Origin of the sequence: Streptomyces sp. NPDC047525 (assembly GCF_040643025.1) — a bacterium.
GTDB lineage: Bacteria > Actinomycetota > Actinomycetes > Streptomycetales > Streptomycetaceae > Streptomyces > Streptomyces durmitorensis.
Window position 1 is genome coordinate 114,754 of the sequence record NZ_JBEYTL010000007.1, and the last position, 20,554, is coordinate 135,307.

The window sequence follows — 20,554 nt, forward strand, 5'->3', positions numbered from 1 at the left end:
GGCGAGGGCCCAGGGCACCGGAGAGGTGGCCTGGGCCTTTGTGCTTTGCGCGGGTGTGGCGCCCCTGGCTAGGAGACGACCGTCCCGGTCGCCTTGCTCGTCGCCGTTCCGTCGTGGTGGCCGGTGCGGTGTGCCGTCACCTTGACCGTGATCTTCTTGCCGCGCTGGGCGGACTTCGGGGTCAGTGAGGACTTGGTCGCGCCGGTGATCTTCGTGCCGTTCGCGTACCACTGGTACGAGTACGAGCCCGGGGCGGGCGACCAGGTGCCCTTCGCCGCCTTGAGGACCTTGCCGACCTTGGCGGTGCCGCTGATCGTCGGCTTCTTCGTCGCCTTGGGTGCGGCGCCCTCGGTGACCACGACCGTCGACGACGTCGCGGTGGCGTCCTCGTGGCCCGCCTTGTGGGCGGTGACGGTGACAGCCAGCTTCTGGTTCAGGTGCGCTGCCGGGATCTTGTACGTCGAGGCCGTGGCATCGGCGATCGCCTCGCCGTTCGCCTTCCACTGGTAGGTGTACGAGGACGGAGCAGCCGTCCAGCTTCCGGGGTCGGCGGTGAGCTCGGAGCCGACGGCGGCTGTTCCCTTCACCTTGGGAGCGGTGGTGTTGCGCGGTTGCGTCTCGGTTACGGCGAAGGAGCCCTGCGGATACTCCCAACCGCCCGCGAGCACGCTGACGTTCCAGGTGCCCGCGGGGACGCCTGTCAGGTCGAGGGTCGCCTTCAGTGTGCGGTAGTCGGCCGACACCGAGTCCGTCTTCGCCGTGAGGGCCTTGCCCGCCTGGGACAGCCGGACCGTGGCGTCCGCGGGGAGGGCGGTGCCCGTCACCGTGAGCGTGGGCTTGGTGTCGCTGGGCGCCGTCGTGGGCGTCAGACCGGTGACGGTGACCCTTTCGTCGCCGCAGCGCACCGACGAGCACTTCAGCGTGGCGCGGTACGACGTGCTGGAGGCCTTCTCCGGGAGGCCGAGAACGAACACGGAGGGCTTGCGCGGAGTCGAGGGCGACTCGTTGATGCCGCAGCGGTAGCCCACCCCAACGGCCAGGGTGCAGCCGTTGGTCCATGAGCTGTTGTACAGCGCGGGGACCGCCGTCGTGTCGGCGCCGGCGGTGTCGGTGATCTCGGCGTCGAAGTGATCGCCGTAATAGGTGGGCAGGACCGCGCACACAGCGGTGCGGGACTCGTCGAGTGTGCCGGTGATCGGCCCGTACCCGTAGGCGATCGAGGTGACCTTGGCGCACTCGGCGGCGGGGCCCTCGGCCGTGGCGATGCGCAGGGCGTCGAGGCGGTACTCGGGCGCCGCCTTGAGGTGGGTCGGCACCTGGACGAGGATCTGGTGGCTGGTGCTTCCCGTGGCCGCGCAGGCGCGGTTGCGCGAGGTGCACTCGCTCTTGCCGTCGTCACCGAGGACGGTGATGTTGGCGGTGCCCAGTGCGTCCCGCACGTCGAGGTGCACGACATCGGTGGCTGCGGACGTGGTGACCTGGTGGCAGCGCAAGGAGCCGGGAGCGCCGTACGTGCCCTTGACGGAGGGGCCGCCCACCTTGCCTGCCGCCGTCTTCGCGCAGCCCGCTGCCGACGCTGTCGACGTCACGTCGCGCCGCGTCAGGGTGTAGTCGGCGGCCTGATCGCGGCCGGTGACCAGGACGGTGTGGGCCTTGCCCGGCGTCAGGGTGCAGAGCGTCCAGCCGTTGGTGGTGGCGGTGCGGTCGCAGACGCGCTTGCCGGTGGAGTCGAGTACGGAGAACTTGGCGGGCACGTCACCGGAGGTGGCGACGAGTTGCAGGGCCTCGGCAGAGGTGTGGGCGTCTGCCGGGATGGTCAGGCAGTGCGAGAAGACGCCGTCCCCGGTGGAGAAGGCGGCCTTGGCGCCGTCGTCGGCGAAGCTGCCCGCGGGCAGGACGGGGCAGTCGTTCGCCGCGTCCGTGCGGTGGACGGCGACCGCGTACGGGCCGGTGCGAGGGGTGCCGTCGGCGTGCACGAGGGCGCGGTAGGGCGCGGTGCCGGTGAGCGCGCAGTCGCCCGCGGCGAGTTCCCCCGCGCCGCACTGCTCGGTGCCGGTGCTGTCGACGACCTCCACCGCGGCGTCGACCCCGGAGCTGCCGGGCGCGGTGAGCGCGGCGATCCGGGAGTCCTTGGGTGCGGGGAGGTTCAGGCAGTCGTACTGTCCCGCCGTGCTGAACTCGCCCTTGCGGGTGCCCATTTCGCTCTGCACGCAGCCCTGGCCGGAGGCTCGGTCGAGGACGATCAGGCCGCGGGAGGTCTCGTGGAAGGGGGACGAGCCGTCGAGGTAGGCGGTGTAGGTGCCCGCGGCGGGCACCTGGCAGGGCAGCTCGGTGGTGCGGCAGACCGTCTTGCCTGAGCGGTCGTGCACGCGGACCGGGCCGGTCTCGCCGTCCTTGCCGACGGAGTCGAAGCGGTACTTGCCCGCCTTCTCTGCGGTAACCGTGAAGCAGGGCGTGGTGGTGAAGTCCTGTGCGGTCAGCGGTCCGTAGGGACGGACCGGGGAGGACGGGCAGCCCTGGGGGTCGTTCAGTCGGCGGGCCGTGACCGCGTACTCGGCAGGGAAGCCCTTCTCCGCGTACGTGACGGAGGACAGGGCGCGGTAGGGGCCCTTGCCGGGCAGGACGCAGCTGTCCTCGTTGTCCTCGGGGAAGCGGGGGCAGATCCGGGAGCCGGTGGCGTCGGTGATCCAGGCGATGGACTCGCCGTAGGCCTTGGTGCCGCGGGTGAGCCGGATGCGGTCGCCGGGCTCGGCCTCGAAGGGCTGGCAGCCGATCTCGACGGGGCTGGTGGACGTGCGCGTCGGCGTCGGCTGGTCCCAGTTGGTGCCGGTCTTCGGGGCGCAGCCGCGGTTGCTGCCGAGCGGCACGACGGTGACCGCGGTGGCGGCGTCCTCCCAGCCGCTGTTGGTGATCTTCAGCGTGTACGTGCTCGTCGCGGCGAGGTCGCACCAGCCGTCGACGCCGTACTCGCTGTCGTGGCAGTCGACGGGTGCGTCGCCGCTGTAGACCTCGGTGTGCGCTTCGTTGCTTGAGTCGTCGAACGAGACCAGGTGAAGGCCGGTGTCGGTGGTGGTGAACGTGTAGCAAGTCGTCGCGTCGGGCGCGACGGTGGCCTTGCCGATCGCTGTGCCCGGATCGCCGAACGGGGCGAGGGCGAGCGGTGCGCACTCCGGCTCGGCGGCGTGGGCGGCCGACGCCGGGAGTGCGGACGGTACGAGCAGGGCCAGCAGTGCGGTCAGGGCGAGGAAGAGCGCGGCGGACGCCGCGGGTCTCGCGGAAGGACGTGGTTCAGGCATGGAGCCCCCCCAGGCTGTGTGGATGATCGGGTGATCGTGGCACAGCGGTGTGACAACTGGTGCTGGAGGGGCTACTGATTGCGATTGCTACTGGTCGAGGTGCGGGTCGGGGGAGCTGTCGCCGGGTCTCAGTGGCGGCCCGACAAGCGGTCCGCGATGCGGGCCAGGCGGGGGGCCCTGGCGGTCGGGGTGGTCAGTTCGTGGCGGTCCGCGTTGCGGTACGTCGCGTACATGCCCTGGACGCCGATCCAGCGGAACGGCTCCGGCTCCCACTTGCGGACCTTGTGGTTGACCCAGGGGAGGGTGGTGAGGTCCGTGGTGCCCGCCTGGCCCGAGTCCTGCTGGACCAGGTCGCGCAGGGTGCGGGCGGCGAGGTTGGCGGTGGCCACGCCCGAGCCGACGTAGCCGCCCGCCCAGCCGAGGCCCGTCGCGCGGTCCAGGGTGACCGTGGCGCACCAGTCGCGGGGGACGCCGAGCACGCCTGACCAGGCGTGGGCCACCTGTACTCCGGCCAGCTGGGGGAAGAAGCGGGTCAGGATTTCGTGGAGGGCCTCGATCGTGGCCGGTTGCGTGCGGCCGTCGTTGTCCGTTCTTGAGCCGAAGCGGTACGGGACGCCTCGGCCGCCCAGCGCGATGCGGCCGTCGGCGGTGCGCTGGGCGTACATGTACGCGTGCGCCATGTCGCCGAGCGTCTCGCGGCCCTCCCAGCCGATCGACTCCCATTGGGCGTCGGTGAGAGGTTCCGTTGCGATCATCGAGGAGTTCATGGGGAGCCAGGTGCGGCGCTGGCCCTTGAGGGACGCTGTGAAGCCCTCCGTGCAGCGCAGGATGTACGGGGCGCGGACCGTGCCGTACGGGGTGATGGCGTGCTTCGGCTTGATCTCTGTGACGGGCGTTGATTCGTGGATCGTCACACCCAGTGCTTCGACCGCCGCCGCCAGGCCCTTCACCAGCTTCACCGGGTGCAGGCGCGCGCCGTGCGGGGTCCAGGTGGAGCCGACGGCGCCCGCGACGCGGATCCGGTCGGCCGTCTCCCGGGCGCCGTGCAGGGTGCGGTCCTTCTCGCCGTAGGCCAGTTCTGTTTCGTGGAAGGCTTTCAGGCGTGCCAACTGGGCCGGGGTGTATGCCACTTCGAGTACGCCGCCGTGGTGGATGTCCGCCTCGATCTGCTCCTCGGCGGCGGCGCGGATCACCTCGTCGACCGTGTCGTTCATCGCCTCCTGGAGGCGGACCGCCGCGTCCCTGCCGTGCAGGCGGGCGTAGCGGTCGCGGCCCGCGATGCCGTTGTAGAGCCAGCCGCCGTTGCGGCCGGAGGCTCCGTAGCCGCAGAACTTCTGTTCCAGGACGGTGATGCGGAGGAAGGGGGCGGCCTTCTTCAGGTAGTACGCGGTCCACAGGCCCGTGTAGCCGCCGCCGACTATGCAGATGTCGGCGCTCTCGTCGCCCGGCAGGGGTTCGCGGGGGGCCGGGGTGCCGTGGTCCGCGTACCAGTACGAGATGCCGCCATTGATCGTGCTGCTCATGAGCCGGACGTTACTGCGCTGGTGGGGGCTTTGGGGAGGGGTACAGGGGAGGGCATTCCGATACGTTGATCCGGTGCGTGGCGATGTCGAAGCGTCACGTGCCGAGATCATGGAGGACTGTTCAGATGGCCGTACGCAAGGCCGCACGCAAGGCCGGGCGCATCGTCGCCGCGGTGGCCGCCACCGCACTCGTCGCCGGGGGCGCAGCCGCCTGCGGGCCCGAGGACCTCACGGGCGGGGGCGACGACAAGGGGGCGTCGGCCTCGGAGTCCGCGTCCGCCACAGGGCCCGAGGCGAAGGAGCCGCCGGCCGGCACCGACGTGCTCGCGAAGACGCCCGCCACGGTGAAGGGCGGCGTGATCACGGTCGGCGACCCGCAGGCCGGGCACACGGTCAAGTTGTACGAGGACGCGCGCTGCCCGATCTGCAAGAAGTTCGAGGAGTCCGGCGCGCAGGCCCTGGTGAAGCCGGTGGCCGAGGGCAAGGTGAAGGTCGAGTACACGCTCGCCTCGTTCCTCGACAAGAACCTCGGCGGCAGCGGCTCGGTGAACGCGGCGAACGCGCTGCGGGCGTCGGTGGAGGCGGGCAAGTTCCCGCAGTTCCACGCCGCGGTCTTCGCCAACCAGCCGGTGAGCGAGACCGAGGACGCCTTCACGCCCGCCTTCCTGCTGAAGATCGCCGACAAGGTGGACGGTCTTCGGGGCGCCGAGTTCGACAAGGCCGTGCAGAAGGGGACGTACAAGAAGTGGGTCGGTGAGGCCATGCAGGCCTTCACCGACGACGGCATGGAGGGCACGCCGACCGTCGTCATCGACGGCAAGAAGGCGGACGCCAACTCGCTGTTCGACCAGGACGCGTTCGCCGAGGAGCTCAAGGCTTCCGGGATCTCCTGATCGCCCATCGCGTCGGTGCCGGGCGTACGGCGCTCCGGGTCAGCGGGAAGCAGGCCAGGCCGATCAGGACCGAGGTGAAGTGGCCCAGGTCGGTGAAGGTCCTGCCGGTGATCAGCGGAGTGCCGTACACGGCGATGACGATCAGGAGATACGCGTATCTCCAGGGTGTGGGGACCCAGTAGGTGAGGACCGCGATCACGCCCGCGAGGGCATAACTGACGCCCACATCAAGGGTGTTGACCGAGGACGGCGGCGCTGCGCCGTGGTGGATCGCGAGCGCGAGGAGGCCCTCGCTGATGAGGGTGGCCATGATGTGCGCGGCCGCGGCCACCGCGAGCCAGCGCGCCGTGCCGAGCCAGCGTTCGGCGGTGGCGTGGAAGACGGTGTAGAGCACGGCGTACGAGAGCCAGGTGCCGCCGTCGATCCACAGCGCGCTGGAGACCAGGACGCGGACGGGGTTCGTGGACAGTTCGTGGATGTTCGTGGAGCGCTGCCGCAGGAAGTCCTGCTCGAACTCCGGTGACATGTGGTGCATGGCGACCGTCGTGACGAAGAGGACCGCGAGCCAGATGTACGTGCCGGGAGCGCTGCGGATGTAGGAGCGAATGCCGCCGACGCAGGCCCGAATGCCACCGGCGCAGGCCCGAATAATCCCCATGCGGCGATTCACCCACGCCGGTAGCGTCGCGAGGGTGATCGACATTCGTATTCCGGACGGGCTTATCGAGTCGCAGTACGCGTACGCGGGGGAGCCGGGCCGTGCCTTCATCGCGGCGCTGCCCGCGCGCGTGGCGGAGTTCGTGGAGCGGTGGGAGCTGACGGTCGACGGGCCCTCGATGCACGGCATGGCCGCGCTCGTGCTGCCCGTGGTACGGCGGGACGGCACGCCCGCCGCGGTCAAGTTCCAGCTGCTCGACGAGGAGACCGAGGGGGAGCCCGTCGGGCTCCGGGTGTGGGACGGCGACGGGGCCGTGCGGCTCCTCGACCACGACGAGGGCACCGGCACGATGCTGCTCGAACGCCTGGACTCCGGGCGGATGTTGTCGACGGTGGCGGGGGAGCGGGCAGACACGCGGAAGGCGGTCCTGGTCATCGCCGAGCTCCTCGCGCGGCTCACCGCTGTGCCCGCGCCGGAGGGGATGCGGCGGCTCGGGGACATCGCGGGGGAGATGCTGGAGGACCTGCCGGGGGCGCTGAAGGCGATCTCCGATCCGGCCGAGCGCGCGCTCGTGGAGCGATGCGGGGGTGCGGTGCGCGAGGTCATGGGGGAGCCCGGTGACCGGCTGCTGCACTGGGACCTGCACTTCGAGAACGTCCTCGCGGCCGAGCGCGAGCCGTGGCTCGCCATCGACCCGAAGCCGCTGGCCGGGGACCCCGGGTTCGATCTCTGGCCCGCGCTCAACAATCGCTTTGACGCTGACGATGTGCTGTGGCGGTTCGACGCGATGACCGAGGTGCTGGGTCTTGACAGGGAGCGGGCGCGTGCCTGGACCTTGGGGCGGGTGCTGCAGAACGCGCTCTGGGAGATCGAGGACGGGCGGGCGCTGGACGAGGACGATCTGGAGGTCGCGCGGCTGCTGCTCGGGGCGTGAGACGCAGGTTGGCCCCGGCGGGCGGTCTGGTTAGCCTGCGGCCATGATTCGTAGCGCCACGCCTGACGACGTCCCTCTGATCCACGCCATGGTCCGCGACCTCGCGGAGTACGAGAAGGCCCTCGACGAGGCAAGGGCCACCGAGGAGCAGCTGCGTGAAGCGCTCTTCGGGGAGCGGCCTGCCGCGTTCGCGCACATTGCGGTGGACGATGCGGTGGACGATGGGGTGGACGAGGGTGCGGGGTCGGGCTCGGGGGAGGTCGTCGGGTTCTCGCTGTGGTTCCTGAACTTCTCCACGTGGCGCGGGGTGCACGGGATCTACCTGGAGGACCTGTACGTACGGCCCGAGGCGCGCGGCGGCGGCCACGGCAAGGCGCTGCTGACCGAGCTCGCGCGGATCTGTGTGGAGCGGGGTTACGAGCGGCTCGAATGGTCCGTGCTCGACTGGAACGAGCCGTCGATCAACTTCTACCGGTCGCTCGGTGCGCTGCCGCAGGACGAGTGGACCGTGTATCGGCTGACCGACGGGGCGCTGGCCGAGCTGGGGTCCTGAACCTCAGGGGGCTCGCGGGAGGTGAGGGGGCTCAGGGGATGAGTACCACCTTGCCCGTGGTGCGGCGGTTCTCCAGGTCGGCGTGGGCCGTTGCCGCCTTCGACAGGGGGTAGCGCTGGACCGCCGGGGTGAAGTGGCCCTTCGCCGCTTCGGCGAGCGCCGCGAGCTCCAGGGTGCGGACCGGGTTGTCGCCGCCCGCCTTCTGCATCATCACCGGGCCCAGGACGTTGAGTTGGGTGATGCCGCGGGCGGCCAGCTGCTCGTCTGTGAGGGTGAGGGGCTCGCCGTCGTGCGGGCCCTTGCCCGACCAGCCGAAGACGAGGTGCGTGCCGCCGGGGGCGAGGAGGTCCACGGCGGCCAGGCCGGATGCCCCGCCGACTCCGTCGAAGACGACGGTCGCGCCGGGGACGCCGATCTTCGTCAGGAACGCGTGCGCCTCGTTCGGCCAGTCCGGGTTCCTGTAGTCGACGGCGAGGTCCGCGCCGTACGCGGCGACCCGGTCCGTCTTCTCCGGGCCGCCCGCCAGGCCGATGACCGTGGCGCCCGCGTGCTTGGCGTACTGGACCAGGAGCGTGCCGATGCCGCCCGCCGCCGCCGGGATGACGGCTACGGAGTCGGGGGTCAGCTCGGCGAACTGAAGGATCCCCATTGTCGTACGGCCCGTGCCGATCAGGGCCACGGCCTGTGCGTCGTCCAGGCCTTCGGGGATCTCGTGCAGGCGGGACGCCTCCGTGACGACGAGCTCGGCGTAGCCCCCGGGGGCGAAGCCGATGTGGGCGACCACGCGCTTGCCGAGCAGGGCGGGGTCGACTCCCTCGCCGAGGGACTCGACGGTGCCTGCCACCTCGCGGCCCGGGATCGTGGGCAGCTCGGGGAGTTCGGGGAGCGGGCCCTTGATTCCGGCGCGGATCGCGGTGTCCAGGAGGTGCACGCCCGCCGCGGTCACCGCGATGCGGACCTGGCCGGGGGCCGGTACCGGGTCGGGGGTCTCCTCGTACGTGAGGTGCTCGGCCGGGCCGAAGGTGTGCAGGCGGATGGCGTGCATGGGGCTTGCTCCTTGGGCGTTGGGTGGGGGGCTTTGGGTGGTGGGGGGTTGGGCGGTGCTTGCTCTTGGTGTCACCCTCGTACCTCAAGCGGACTTGAGGTCAAGCCCCGCGGGGGCCAGTGCGAGCGTCACCGCCTCCAGTGCGCTGTTGAAGGAGACCTCGGAGAGCAGGCCGGGGGCCGCCACCTGGTCGCCGGCCAGGTAGACGTCGTTGCCGCGGTTGATCGCGGGGCGGTCGCGCCACGTGGTGCCCGGCAGGTCCACCGCGCCGGTGCGGCCGTTGGACACGGCGTCGCGGCGCCAGACCAGGCGGTCGCGCCAGCCGGGGAAGCCGAGGTCGAGGAGGTGGTCGGCGCGGGCCGCGCCGTCCGCCTTGGACTCCTCGGGGGCGAGTGGGATCTGCCCCTGGATGAGTTCCTGTCCCGCCGGGGCGAGGGTGCGGTCCTGGGTGGTGAACCGTTCGACCCAGCCGGTCCTGTCCAGGTCCGAGATCGCGAAGGGGTCGCCCTTGCGGGAGTTGAGGGCCACGTCGACGAGGGTGGTGCGGGCGCTGTCCCACTGGAGGGTGTCGTCCTGGAGGAGGCGGCGGGCCGCGGGGAGGGATGTGGCGACGACGACGGGGCCCGGGGCGGGGAGCGAGGCGAGGGTGTCGACGCGGGACAGCGTCTCCACGCGTACGCCCAGGTTCCAGGCGAGTGTCGCCATGCGGTCGATGACCGAGCCCCAGCCGCCGCGCGGGTAGTGCGCCTCCGGGGGCAGCTTCGTGGCGCGGCGCAGGCGCTCGTGCACGAACCTGGCGGAGAGGGAGCCGGGGTCGTGGTGGAACGTCGCCACGGCGATGTAGTGCGCGGCGGCGCGCGCGCCTTCCTCGCCGACCTCGCCGGTGGCCCAGGTCATGAAGTCCTGCTCCACGGGGGCCTGTTCGGGCTTGCGGCGCAGGAGCTTCAGCATCGCGAGGGGTGGGGTGCGGCGGAGCTTTCCCTGGTGGTGGAGGCGGAGGCGGGTGCCTTCGATGGGCGGCAGTGGGGCGAGGGGGCCGGTGAGGTCGCGCTGCTTGAGCCAGGTCCAGTGGGGGCCGCCGTTGTAGAGGGCGTGCGGGCCTTCGTTCGTGCGGTACGCGCCTTCGGCGGTGCGGGCTCGGCCGCCGAGGGTGTGGTGGGACTCGTGGAGGGTGACCCGGGCGCCGGCTTCGGCGGCGGTGATGGCCGCGGTGAGGCCGGCGAAGCCGCCGCCGATGATGGTCAGGGGGGTGGCGGGCTTGGACATGGGGTGGGCTCCTGTCGTGGTCGGGTGGCTTCGGTTGCGGTCACTCGGTACGACGGACGGGGGTGCCCTGGATGTGACATCGGGGTGCCACGGCGTTGTCAGTGGGTGGGTGCACGATGGGTGCATGGGACAGAAGGATCGGCAGAAGGACGCGGCAGGGGTGAAGAAGGCTCGGCGGCCCGAGGTGAGGTTGCCCGTGCTGCGGGGGTTCGGGGAGTTGGGGCTCGGCGGGCTCGGCGGGGGCGAGTTGGAGCCTGACGGGGACTATGACGGGGTCGAGTTCCGGGACCTCGATCTCGCGGGGCAGGACGGCGGGGGAGCGCTGTTCCTGGACTGTGCGGTGACGGGCTGCGGGGTGACCGAGACGCGGCTCAGCAGGGCGCGGTTCGTGGACTCCGTGCTGACGGAGCTGCGGGGGGTCGGCACGGAGCTGGTGGAGGCTTCGCTGCGGGACGTGGAGGTGGTGGACGCGCGGCTGGGGGGAGTTCAGCTGCACGGGAGTGTGCTGGAGCGGGTGGTCGTGCGGGGCGGGAAGATCGACTATCTGAACCTGCGGAAGGCGCGGTTGAAGGACGTCGTCTTCGAGGGGTGCGTGCTGGTGGAGCCGGACTTCGGGCAGGCGTCGCTGGAGCGGGTGGAGTTCGTGGGCTGCGTGCTGAAGGGGGCGGACTTCAGCGGGGTCCGGATGAAGGATGTCGACCTGAGGGGGGCTGCGGAGGTGGGCATTCTGCGGGGGATCGACTGCTTGGCGGGGTCGGTGATCAGTGCTGCGCAGCTCATGGATCTGGCGCCGGCGTTTGCTGCGCAGGTGGGTGTGCGGGTGGACTAGCGTCCGGCTTTGGCGGGCTGCGGGGGTGGTCCGTCTTGGGTGGGGCTCCCGGCTGTGGGTGAGTACGTGCGGGCTGCGGGCTGTGGGCTGTGGGTCGATTCCGTCTGGGGGTGCGGGGACATAGCGGCACGTCCCCTCGGGAGTGTGGCCGACTGCAGGCGGGTGGTGCGTGCTGCGGTGCTTGTCCGTCTGTGGGGGCGGGGCCGTGCCGGTATGTCCGTCCTCGCTATCGTCCGGTGGCCGTGGGGTTGCTTCGGTGGGGGAGTGCTGGGAGCCGTGCTCCGGGCGGACATACCGGCACGTCCCCTCAGGTGCGCTGCCGACTGCGGGCATTTGGGGTCCGAACCCGCCTACACAGCCTCGCTCCTCCCCCTCCGGGCCTGTAAAACCCGCCCCCGCCTACGCGTTCCCCAGCTACCCCGAGCACCCGCCCACTCCACCTGCACGTTCCCCACCTCACATCGGGGACCGTCCCCCGCCCACCCCTACGCATACGCTCCCCACTCGCCCCGGGAATTCGTCCCCCGCCCCCTACTTGCACGTCCCCCACGCACCCGAGGTCCTGCTCCCCACCCGCTCCCACCCGCACTTCCCCCACCCACCCTCATCCGTCCCGCCCTCATCCGTTTGGAATCTCTTGGCACCGCGGGGCAATCGGGCGGGTGGGTGGGAAAGGCTTGTTCGGTCAGGTGGGGCTGCGGGGTGATCGGGTGGGTGGTGGGAAAGGCTTGGTCGGGAGCTTTGCTGCTGGGGGCGATCTAGGGGCAGGAGTGGGGCGCCCCCGCCAGAAGAAGGTAACGTCGACTCACCGGGTACAAAGGGTGGTTCGGCAACGGGGCCGCCCCGGAGGGGACTTCGTGGGGATCGAGAGCGATCAGCTCGTCTTCGACTATCTGAGCCGCGTCGGCGACCTGGCCCAGCAGCACCAGCTGCCGTCAGGCACCCGCATGCGCCTGGTCTCCGCCCTGCGGAACGAGATCGACCGGAGCCGGGCGAAGACCACGGGCGACAGCCCGGCCGCGATACGCCGCATCCTGGACCGCCTCGGCACCCCCGAGGAACTCGTCGAAGCCGCCGGCCCCGGAGCAGGCGCGGAAACCGGGGCCCGCCCCGGTGACGTACCGAAGACGGCCACACCCCGCCCCGCCGTCCCCACCCAACGCACCTCGGAGCCGAAGGAACGCCCCAAGCGCCTGCGCCGCATCGTGCCCCGCCCCCGCCCGGCGGCAGAGGAACCGGAGCTGCCCGAGGAGGACCCCGGGCCCTCCCCGCCGCACCTCGCGAGCACGGACGAGCTCGGCGAGAGCGGATCCGAGCCCGACTGGTGGCGGGTGGACAGCAGCCCCTTCGGCCTCGCCGACAGCGTGCCGGGCTTCACCGGCGGCGTAGAGATCCCGGAAATCCTCAAGCCCCCGCCGAAGAAGCGCCTCGAAGAGGAGGAGCGGGAGGAAGAGGAGGATGAAGCCGATGCAGGCGACGAGGAAGAGTGGGAGGAAGCCGGTGCGCCCGCCGCCCGGCGGCGTCGCATCCGCATCCGCCGCCCCGCATCCGCAGTCACCGCCTCTGCCGCCCCCCGCTTCACCAACCCCCTCCTTCTGCTCGCCGCAGCCCTCCTCACCGTCGGCGCCATCCTCGGCAACTGGCTTGCCCTGGGCGGCGGCTGGCTCCTCGCCTACGCCTCGCGCAGGCTGAGCCGCGCCGAGGCGAAGTGGGCCGTCATCGGTCTTCCCGGCCTCTCCGTGGCGGCCGGGATCACCTGGCTGTGGGGCAGGAACGAAGGCCGCTGGGGAGATCCCGTCCGCGACGGCCACATGAGCGACGCGATGGCCGACACCTGGCCGTGGGTCGTACGCGGTGCGGCCGTCGCCTCCGCGCTCTACCTCTTGTGGAGATCGCAGCGGCAACGGCCCTGAGTCATCCGCGCTCCGGGCCGGGCTCCGCAGTGCCGTCCGGTGTCGTCGCGGGCTTGGCGTGGAGGATCGCGCGGGCCTGGTCGGCGGCGCGAGCCGTGCTCTCGCTGACGTAGTCGAGGAAGCGGGCGATGTTCTCCAGGCGGGCGCCCGCCGGGGTGTCGGGGCCGAGGGTGCCGACGCCCTGCCGCGCGGTCTCGACTATCTGGGCGGTGGACCGGGCGCTGGCCATCATCGACTGGTACCAGACGTCGTCGTCCACGACATAGCGCTCGCGGCGGCGTTCGTCCCGTTCCCGGCGGATGAGCCCCTGGCCCTCCAGGAACGTGATCGCCTTGGAGATGGACGCCGGGCTGACCTGAAGGCGCTGGACGAGCTCGGACGCGGTGAGGCGGCCCTCGTCGGTGGTGCAGAGGCAGGCTTGCACCCGGGCCGTCATCTTGGTCATCCCTGACTGCATGAAGACGGTGGTGAGCGTCTCCACGTACTCCTGCACGGCCTCGGCGTCGCGTCCGTGGGCCTGCGGGGGCGCCTCCGTGCCTCGGGGCGCGGCCTGCTTGCGGCGGTGGTTGCGGCGCTCGGTGGCGCGGTGGGCCAGGTCGGCGCGGTAGGCGGTGGGGCCGCCGTTCCGCATCACCTCGCGCGTGATGGTCGAGGTCGGACGTTCGAGACGTCTGGCGATCTCCGCGTAGGCGTGGCCTTCGGCAAGGCCCAGCGCGATCTGCTGACGTTCCTGCTGGGTGAGTCTGCCGCCCGGCATCGCGATCTCCTTCGTACTCCTCGGGTGCCCCCACCATAGCGTTCACTTTCAATCCATTGCAACGAGCGCATGGCTGTTGTTGCGTTATCTTCAGGGCCGTTGCAACGATTAAACGGCTTTGAGCTGCAAGAATGACTTCTCTACGCAACGAAGCTGTTGTCGGATCCGTGAACGCAACGTAGCTTTTCCAATGTCAGAAACGCAGCAACGGAAACCCGAAGGAGCACACCATGAAGAACTTCGACACCCCCGCCCCGATCGCCGCCGTCCTCGACATCCCCGCCGGCCTCATCCGCTTCATCGCCGCCGACCGGGCCGACACCGCGGTCGAGGTCCGCCCCGCCGACGCCTCGAACAGCCGCGACGTGAAGGCTGCCGAGCAGACCGAGGTCCAGTACGGCGACGGCGTCCTGCGGATCGAGGCCGCACCGGCGAAGAACCGGATCCTCGGCAGCGCCTCCGGGTCGGTCGAGGTGACCGTCCAGCTGCCCGCCGGCTCCCGCGTCGACGCGAAGGCCGCCAGCTTCGAATTCCGGGGCGTCGGACGGCTCGGTGACGTCGTCCTCGAGGGCGCGCAGGGCGCGGTCAAGCTCGACGAGACCGCGAGCGCCCACCTCACCCTCCAGGCCGGCGACATCTCGGTCGGCCGCCTGGGCGGACCCGCGGAGATCAGCACCCAGAAGGGCGACCTCACCGTCGCCGAAGCCGTGCAGGGCAAGGTCGCGCTGCGCACCGAGTCCGGCGCGATCTCGGTCGGCGCCGCCCGCGGGGTCTCCGCGTCCCTGGACGCCGGCACCTCCTACGGCCGGATCCACAACTCCCTCAAGAACGCCGAAGGCGCCACCGCCGAACTCACCATCCACGCGACCACCGGCTACGGCGACATCGACGCCCGCAGCCTCTGACCGTCGCCCCCCCCGCAGCCTCTGACAGCCACTCAAGGAGCACCCACCATGACCAGCTTGGCCATCGCGGCGAACGGGCTGCGCAAGTCCTACGGAGACAAGGTCGTCCTCGACGGCGTCGACCTGACCGTCCCCGAAGGAACCGTCTTCGCGCTGCTCGGTCCGAACGGCGCGGGCAAGACCACCGCCGTGAAGATCCTCTCCACCCTCATCAGCGCCGATGCCGGGGAACTGCACGTCGGCGGCCACGACCTGGCCGCCGAACCGCAGGCCGTGCGGGCCGCGATCGGCGTCACCGGGCAGTTCTCGGCGGTCGACGGACTGATCACCGGCGAGGAGAACATGCTCCTCATGGCGGACCTGCACCACCTGTCGAAGAAGGAAGGGCGGCGGGTCGCCGCCGAGTTGCTGGAGCGCTTCGACCTCACCGAGGCGGCGAAGAAGCCCGCCTCCACCTACTCCGGCGGCATGAAGCGCCGCCTCGACATCGCCATGACGCTGGTCGGCAACCCGCGGATCATCTTCCTCGACGAGCCGACCACCGGACTCGACCCGCGCTCCCGCCACAACATGTGGCAGATCATCCGCGAGCTCGTCGCCGACGGCGTCAGCATCCTCCTCACCACCCAGTATCTGGAAGAGGCCGACGAACTCGCCGACCGCATCGCGGTGTTGAACGACGGCAAGATCGCAGCAGAGGGCACGGCCGATGAGCTGAAGCGGCTCATCCCGGGCGGGCACGTCCGGCTCCGCTTCACCGACCCGGCCGCCTATCGGTCCGCCGCCCTCGCGCTCGACGAGGCCGCGAAGGACGACGAGGCCCTCGCGCTACAGCTCCTCAGCGGCGGCAGCCAGCGCGAACTGCGCGCCATCCTCGACCGGTTGGACTCCGCCGGCATCGAGGCGGACGAACTGACCGTGCACACACCCGACCTGGACGACGTGTTCTTCGCCCTGACCGGCCCGGCCGGCATCCCCAACCAGACCAACCAGACCAACCAGACCAAGGAGAACGTCCGATGAGCTCCCTCGCCCTCGCTGTGCGCGACTCGTCCACGATGCTGCGCCGCAACCTCCTGCACGCCCGGCGCTACCCGTCCCTCACCCTCAACCTGCTGCTCACGCCGGTCATGTTGCTGCTGCTCTTCGTCTACATCTTCGGCGACGTGATGAGCGCGGGCATCGGCGGCACGGACCGCGCCGACTACATCGCCTACATCGTCCCCGGCATCCTCCTGATGACCATCGGCAGCACCACGATCGGCACCGCGGTCTCCGTCTCCACCGACATGACCGAGGGCATCATCGCCCGCTTCCGCACCATGGCCATCCACCGGGGATCCGTGCTCGTCGGACACGTCGTCGGCAGCGTGATCCAGTGTGTGATGAGCCTGGTCCTCGTGGGCGCGGTCGGCGTGGCCATCGGCTTCCGCTCCACCGACGCCACCGTCCTGGAGTGGCTCGCCGCCTTCGGGCTGCTCGTCTTCTTCGCCATGGCGCTCACCTGGGTCGCGGTCGGCATGGGCCTGATCAGCCCGAACGCCGAGGCGGCAGGCAACAACGCGATGCCGATGATCCTGCTGCCGCTCCTGTCCAGCGCCTTCATCCCGGTCGACACGATGCCGGGCTGGTTCCGGCCGATCGCCGAGTACCAGCCCTTCACGCCCGCCATCGAGACCCTGCGCGGCCTGCTGCTCGGCAGCGAGATCGGCAACAACGGCTGGATCGCCATCGCCTGGTGCCTGGGGCTGACCGTGCTCGGCTACTTCTGGTCGAAGGCCAAGTTCAACAACGACCCGAAGTAACCGCCGTGACAGCGCGGGGCACTTCCCCGCCACTCGTCCCGCCCAGAGCGGCGTACTCCGACATCGCGTCGGCGTACGCCGCTCTTCTTTTGTACGTGCGCGGGGCGGGCCGCAGGCGCGGCGGTTACTTCTTCGTCAGGTCCGCCTGCATCTCGTCCAGGATCTTGTTCGCCGCCGTGTAGCCGATGCCCTGGATCCACAGCTCGTCGTCGACGGTGTGGACATTGCCCTTCTTCACCGCGTCCATGTTCTTCCACAGGCTGCTGCCGACGGTCTGCGTCTGCTTGGACTTCTTCGGATCGCCGTACGTGGAACGGAAGATGACATCCGCGTCGGCGAGGTCGATCTTCTCCGGCGACACGTCGTACGAGAAGCCGTCCTTGGCCTTGGCCGCGACGGCGGGGCGGCCGAGACCCACGTCCTTGAGGAGCGTGGCGATGTAGGTCTGCTCGCCGTAGATGCGGATGTCCGCGCCCTCCACGAAGCGGACGACGTTGACCTCCGTCGCCTTGGCCTTCGCCGGGCCGCCGACCGCGGTGGTGACCTTCTCGGCGTGCGCGTCGTAGTCGGCGACGACCTTCTTCGCCTCGGCCTTCTTGCCCAGCGCGTCGGCGTGCACCTGGAAGTTCTCCTTCCAGGGGTGGCCGGTGTTCTCCGTCATCACGGTCGGCGCGATCTGCTTGAGCTGGTCGTACTTCGCGGCGTGCCGGATCTTGCTGGTGAGGATGACGTCCGGCTTGAGGGCCGCGATGGCCTCCATGTTCGGGTTCAGCATCTCGCCGACGTCCTTGATGCCGCTGACCTTGTCCCCGGGCAGATAGCCCGGGAAGCCCGACGACGCCTCGACGTGCGTGGCGCCGACCGGCTTCACGCCCAGCGTGATCGCCGAGTCCAGCTCGGCCGTGTCGAGGACGACGACCCGCTGGGGCGCGACAGGGACCTTCACCTCACCCATGGCGGTCTTGACGACATGCGTCCTGCCGGAGCCGGAGTCACCCTCCGAGCCGGATTCGGACTCCGACGAGCCGCAGGCGGACAGCGCGAGCGCGCCGCTCAGGGCGAGGGCCCCGGCGGCGACGGCGTGACGGCGACGGCGGCGGCGGAGGCGGTGCGCGGAGCCGGGTTCGGCGGGGGTGGCGGGCAGCGCGGTCTTGTCGGTCTCGGCGGTCATGGCTTCTGGGCCACCTTTCGATCGGCGGGCGAGGGCTGCGGGCGCGGCTCGGCGGCCCACGGAGCGCCGGGGACGACCAGGGGCGACCCCGTCACCGGATCCGGTACCACCACACACTCCAGACCGAACACCTCGCGCACGAGATCCTCGGTGACGACCTCGGCGGGCGCTCCCTCGGCGACGATCCGGCCCGCCTTCATGGCGACGAGGTGATCGGCGTACCGGGCAGCCTGGTTGAGGTCGTGCAGCACCACGACCACGGTCCGGCCGCGCTCGCCCTCGTGGGTCTCGGCGGCCAACTGGCGCACCAGGTCGAGCACTTCCACCTGGTGCGAGATGTCGAGATACGTCGTCGGCTCGTCCAGGAGCAGGATGTCCGTCTCCTGCGCGATGGCCATCGCGATCCACACCCGCTGGCGCTGACCGCCGGACAGCTCGTCCACGGACCGCTCGGCGAGCGCGGCGACGTCGGTACGTTCCATCGCCTCCGTCACGGCCCGCTCGTCCTCGTCGGACCACTGTTGCCACCAGTGCTGGTGCGGCTGGCGTCCGCGCGCGACGAGGTCGGCGACGGTGATCGCCTCGGGCGCGACCGGAGTCTGCGGGAGCAGCCCGATCTGCTGGGCGATCTTCTTGGTCGGCAGCTTGGCGAGCGCGTCGCCGTCGAGCAGGACCGCGCCGCTCCTGGGCTTGAGGAGGCGGCCGAGCGCGCGCAGGGTCGTCGACTTCCCGCAGGCGTTGGGGCCGACGATGACCGTGACCTTGCCGTCGGGGACCGCGAGTTCGAGCTCGTGCACGACTTCGCGGTCCTCGTAGGCGAGGGTCAGCTCGCGGGCGCTGAGGCGGGCGGCGGTCACGAGGTGCCTCCATTGCGGACGGAACGGCTTCGGACGATCAGCCAGATCAGGTACGGGGCTCCGACGGCCGCTGTGAGCACGCCCACCGGCAGTTCGGTGGGCGAGAAGAGCCGCCGGGCGAGCAGGTCGGCGAGGACCACGATCAGCGCGCCCATGAGCGCCGAGCAGAGCAGCGGGATCTGCGCGGTGCGGGTCATCCGGCGGGCGATCTGCGGGGCGAGCAGCGCCACGAAGTCGACGGGCCCCGCGGCGCCGGTCGCCACGGAGGCGAGGACGACGCCGAGCAGGACGAGACCGAGGCGTACGTGCCCCAGGCGCACCCCGAGTGCGGTCGCCGTGTCGTCGTCCATGGTCACCGAGCGCTGGGCGCGGGCGGCCCAGAAGACGAACGGGAGCAGCACGAGCAGGGTCCAGGCGAGCGGCGCGGCCTCCGCCCAGCCGCGGCCGTTGAGCGAGCCCGTCATCCAGATCTGCGCCTGCTGGGCGACGAGATAGTCGCCCTTGGTCATGAAGAGCGTGGTGATGGAGCGCAGGGCGATCGCGAAGCCGATGCCGATGAGCACGAAGCGCGTCGCGTGCAGGCCGCCGCGCCAGGCGAAGACGTACACGAGCGCGGCGGCCGCGATGCCGCCGAGCACCGAGAGGTAGGGCAGGACGGTGGCCGATGTGACCCCGAGGGTCATCGCTCCCACCGTCAGGGCGCTGGCGCCCTGGCTGATGCCGATGATGTCGGGGCTGGCCAGGGGGTTGCGGGCGACGGTCTGGATGAGCCCGCCCGCGACGCCGAAGGCGGCGCCGACGAGGAGGCCCACGACCATGCGGGGTTCGCGCAGCGTTCCCACGACCAGTTCGTCGGGGGACGGCTGCCCCGTCAGGACCTTCAGAACCTCGCCGGGCGCGACGAAGGACTCGCCCACGCAGAGGTACGCGAGGCAGCTCGCCGCCAGGAGCAGGGCGAGGATGACTGCGGCTGCCGCTGCCCTGCGGTGCACGAGGAACGCGGCCTTCCGTAGCCGCAGTACGGAATACCCTGCTGGACGCAGCTGTCTCGGTCGGCCCGCATCCAGGGTTGTGCCCACCCGTTCCGCCTTGCGGAACGCCTGCCCACAACGGGGAGACGTCATGCCGCCACCGCCTTGCGTCGTACCAGAGTCACCAAGAACGGCACCCCGATCAGCGCGGTCATCACCCCGGCAGGCACCTCACTCGGCGGGAAGATCACGCGCCCCACCGTGTCGGAGACCAGAAGCATCACCGGCCCCAGGACCGCGGCCATCGGCAGCACCCAGCGATGCCCGCTGCCCACGATCGCGCGGGCGATGTGCGGGACCGCGAGCCCGATGAACGCGATGGGACCGGCCGCTGCCACGCCCGCGCCGGTGAGCACGGTCGCCCCGAGGCCCCCGACGATCCGCACGGTCGCGACCTTCTGCCCGAGCCCCTTGGCCACGTCCTCGCCCAGGGCAAGCGCGTCGAGCCCGCGCGCCACGGACAGCACCAGCACGAGCCCCACGAGCAGGAACGGCCAGATCTGGCCGACGATCTCGGAGTCGCGCCCGGAGAGCGAGCCCACCTGCCAGAAGCGGAACTCGTCCAGGGCGGAGGCCTTGGTGGTGAGGATCCCGGTGGTCACGGAGACCAGCAGGGCATTGATCGCGGCGCCGCCGAGCGCGAGCTTCACGGGGGTCGCACCGCCCCTGCCGCTCGCGGCGATCGCGTACACCGCGACGGACGCGATGCCCGCGCCGACGAAGGCGTACCAGACGTACCCGGTGAGGGTGTGCACGCCCGCGAAGGCGATCGCCATGACGACACCCACCGACGCGCCCTGGCTGACGCCGAGGATGCCGGGGTCGGCGATGGGGTTGCGGGTGATGCCCTGAAGGACCGTGCCGGCCAGGGCGAGCGCGGCGCCGACCATCAGGCCGATGAGCGTGCGCGGCACCCGCATCTCGCGGACGACCTCGGCGGCGTCGCTGTGCCCGCCGTGCAGCAGGGCGTCGACGACGGCGGACGGGGCGATCGCGCGGGCGCCGACGGAGAGGCTGAGCAGGACCGCGAGCAGCAGGGCCACGACGGCCGCCGTCATCGCGACAGCGCGTCTGGCTGGCACACGCATCGGCTGAGCTCGTTTCGGTTCGGTGGGGAG

Annotated in this window: 18 protein-coding genes; 8 read left to right on the plus strand and 10 right to left on the minus strand. The window is 70.9% G+C overall.

Annotated features, from left to right (window positions below; all coding sequences use genetic code 11):
• Positions 1 to 68: 68 nt before the first annotated feature.
• Together ABZ833_RS21490 and ABZ833_RS21495 are read right to left on the minus strand one after the other, a co-directional pair.
• Positions 69 to 3,296: a Tat pathway signal protein gene (locus ABZ833_RS21490; RefSeq protein WP_361048955.1), complete on the minus strand. Its 3,228-nt coding sequence runs from the start codon at positions 3,294 to 3,296 to the stop codon at positions 69 to 71.
• A 128-nt stretch (positions 3,297 to 3,424) separates the two neighbouring features.
• The gene (locus ABZ833_RS21495; RefSeq protein ID WP_361048957.1) at positions 3,425 to 4,819 is read right to left on the minus strand and encodes an FAD-dependent oxidoreductase; all 1,395 of its coding nucleotides are present in this window, start codon (positions 4,817 to 4,819) and stop codon (positions 3,425 to 3,427) included.
• 125 nt (positions 4,820 to 4,944) lie between these two features.
• On the opposite strand from ABZ833_RS21495, the gene ABZ833_RS21500 reads away from it, so the two are divergent.
• Positions 4,945 to 5,712 (plus strand): thioredoxin domain-containing protein, encoded by a 768-nt coding sequence (locus tag ABZ833_RS21500; RefSeq protein ID WP_361048959.1) that lies wholly within the window; start codon positions 4,945 to 4,947, stop codon positions 5,710 to 5,712.
• Here ABZ833_RS21500 and ABZ833_RS21505 read toward each other — a convergent pair.
• A complete protein-coding gene (locus tag ABZ833_RS21505; protein WP_361048961.1) occupies positions 5,690 to 6,370 on the minus strand; it encodes a rhomboid-like protein in 681 nt (226 codons plus the stop codon). The genes ABZ833_RS21500 and ABZ833_RS21505 overlap by 23 nt on opposite strands.
• Here ABZ833_RS21505 and ABZ833_RS21510 point away from each other — a divergent pair.
• Both ABZ833_RS21510 and ABZ833_RS21515 read left to right on the plus strand, forming a co-directional pair.
• The gene (locus ABZ833_RS21510) at positions 6,369 to 7,304 is read left to right on the plus strand and encodes an aminoglycoside phosphotransferase family protein (RefSeq protein ID WP_361048963.1); all 936 of its coding nucleotides are present in this window, start codon (positions 6,369 to 6,371) and stop codon (positions 7,302 to 7,304) included. The genes ABZ833_RS21505 and ABZ833_RS21510 overlap by 2 nt on opposite strands.
• Before the next feature lie 43 nt (positions 7,305 to 7,347).
• Positions 7,348 to 7,857: a GNAT family N-acetyltransferase gene (locus tag ABZ833_RS21515; protein ID WP_361048965.1), complete on the plus strand. Its 510-nt coding sequence runs from the start codon at positions 7,348 to 7,350 to the stop codon at positions 7,855 to 7,857.
• Between the two features lie 31 nt (positions 7,858 to 7,888).
• Here ABZ833_RS21515 and ABZ833_RS21520 read toward each other — a convergent pair whose 3' ends face one another.
• Complete coding sequence (locus tag ABZ833_RS21520; protein ID WP_361048967.1) at positions 7,889 to 8,902, minus strand: zinc-binding dehydrogenase; 1,014 nt, start codon at positions 8,900 to 8,902, stop codon at positions 7,889 to 7,891.
• Positions 8,903 to 8,986: 84 nt separating this feature from the next.
• Complete coding sequence (locus ABZ833_RS21525) at positions 8,987 to 10,168, minus strand: FAD-dependent oxidoreductase (protein ID WP_361048969.1); 1,182 nt, start codon at positions 10,166 to 10,168, stop codon at positions 8,987 to 8,989.
• 124 nt (positions 10,169 to 10,292) lie between these two features.
• Between ABZ833_RS21525 and ABZ833_RS21530 the strand changes: the two genes are divergently transcribed.
• Both ABZ833_RS21530 and ABZ833_RS21535 read left to right on the plus strand, forming a co-directional pair.
• Positions 10,293 to 10,997, plus strand: a complete 705-nt coding sequence (locus tag ABZ833_RS21530; RefSeq protein ID WP_361048971.1) for a pentapeptide repeat-containing protein — start codon at positions 10,293 to 10,295, stop codon at positions 10,995 to 10,997.
• A gap of 857 nt (positions 10,998 to 11,854) precedes the next feature.
• Positions 11,855 to 12,910: a hypothetical protein gene (locus ABZ833_RS21535; RefSeq protein WP_361048973.1), complete on the plus strand. Its 1,056-nt coding sequence runs from the start codon at positions 11,855 to 11,857 to the stop codon at positions 12,908 to 12,910.
• A gap of 1 nt (position 12,911) precedes the next feature.
• On the opposite strand, the gene ABZ833_RS21540 is transcribed toward ABZ833_RS21535, so the two are convergent.
• Positions 12,912 to 13,667 (minus strand): helix-turn-helix domain-containing protein, encoded by a 756-nt coding sequence (locus ABZ833_RS21540; protein WP_361048975.1) that lies wholly within the window; start codon positions 13,665 to 13,667, stop codon positions 12,912 to 12,914.
• Positions 13,668 to 13,897: 230 nt separating this feature from the next.
• On the opposite strand from ABZ833_RS21540, the gene ABZ833_RS21545 reads away from it, so the two are divergent.
• Genes ABZ833_RS21545 through ABZ833_RS21555 form a run of 3 tightly spaced genes read left to right on the plus strand, consistent with a single transcriptional unit; the run spans position 13,898 to position 16,377 of the window.
• The gene (locus ABZ833_RS21545) at positions 13,898 to 14,572 is read left to right on the plus strand and encodes a DUF4097 family beta strand repeat-containing protein (RefSeq protein ID WP_361048977.1); all 675 of its coding nucleotides are present in this window, start codon (positions 13,898 to 13,900) and stop codon (positions 14,570 to 14,572) included.
• Positions 14,573 to 14,620: 48 nt separating this feature from the next.
• Positions 14,621 to 15,595 (plus strand): ATP-binding cassette domain-containing protein, encoded by a 975-nt coding sequence (locus tag ABZ833_RS21550; protein ID WP_361048979.1) that lies wholly within the window; start codon positions 14,621 to 14,623, stop codon positions 15,593 to 15,595.
• Positions 15,592 to 16,377, plus strand: coding sequence for an ABC transporter permease (locus tag ABZ833_RS21555; RefSeq protein ID WP_361048981.1), 786 nt, complete (start codon positions 15,592 to 15,594; stop codon positions 16,375 to 16,377). The genes ABZ833_RS21550 and ABZ833_RS21555 overlap by 4 nt, the downstream gene beginning before the upstream one ends.
• A 124-nt stretch (positions 16,378 to 16,501) precedes the next feature.
• On the opposite strand, the gene ABZ833_RS21560 is transcribed toward ABZ833_RS21555, so the two are convergent.
• From ABZ833_RS21560 to ABZ833_RS21575, 4 genes are read right to left on the minus strand one after another with little or no spacing between them, the layout of a single operon-like run.
• Positions 16,502 to 17,548 carry an iron-siderophore ABC transporter substrate-binding protein gene (locus ABZ833_RS21560; RefSeq protein WP_361048983.1) on the minus strand — a complete coding sequence of 349 codons (1,047 nt, stop codon included), beginning with the start codon at positions 17,546 to 17,548 and terminating at the stop codon, positions 16,502 to 16,504.
• On the minus strand, positions 17,545 to 18,405 hold the full coding sequence (locus tag ABZ833_RS21565) for an ABC transporter ATP-binding protein (protein WP_361048985.1): 861 nt from the start codon (positions 18,403 to 18,405) through the stop codon (positions 17,545 to 17,547). Before ABZ833_RS21565 ends, ABZ833_RS21560 begins: the two co-directional genes overlap by 4 nt.
• Positions 18,402 to 19,484, minus strand: coding sequence for an iron chelate uptake ABC transporter family permease subunit (locus tag ABZ833_RS21570; protein ID WP_361049647.1), 1,083 nt, complete (start codon positions 19,482 to 19,484; stop codon positions 18,402 to 18,404). Before ABZ833_RS21570 ends, ABZ833_RS21565 begins: the two co-directional genes overlap by 4 nt.
• Positions 19,485 to 19,525: 41 nt before the next feature.
• Positions 19,526 to 20,524, minus strand: a complete 999-nt coding sequence (locus ABZ833_RS21575; RefSeq protein ID WP_361048987.1) for an iron ABC transporter permease — start codon at positions 20,522 to 20,524, stop codon at positions 19,526 to 19,528.
• Positions 20,525 to 20,554: the final 30 nt, after the last annotated feature.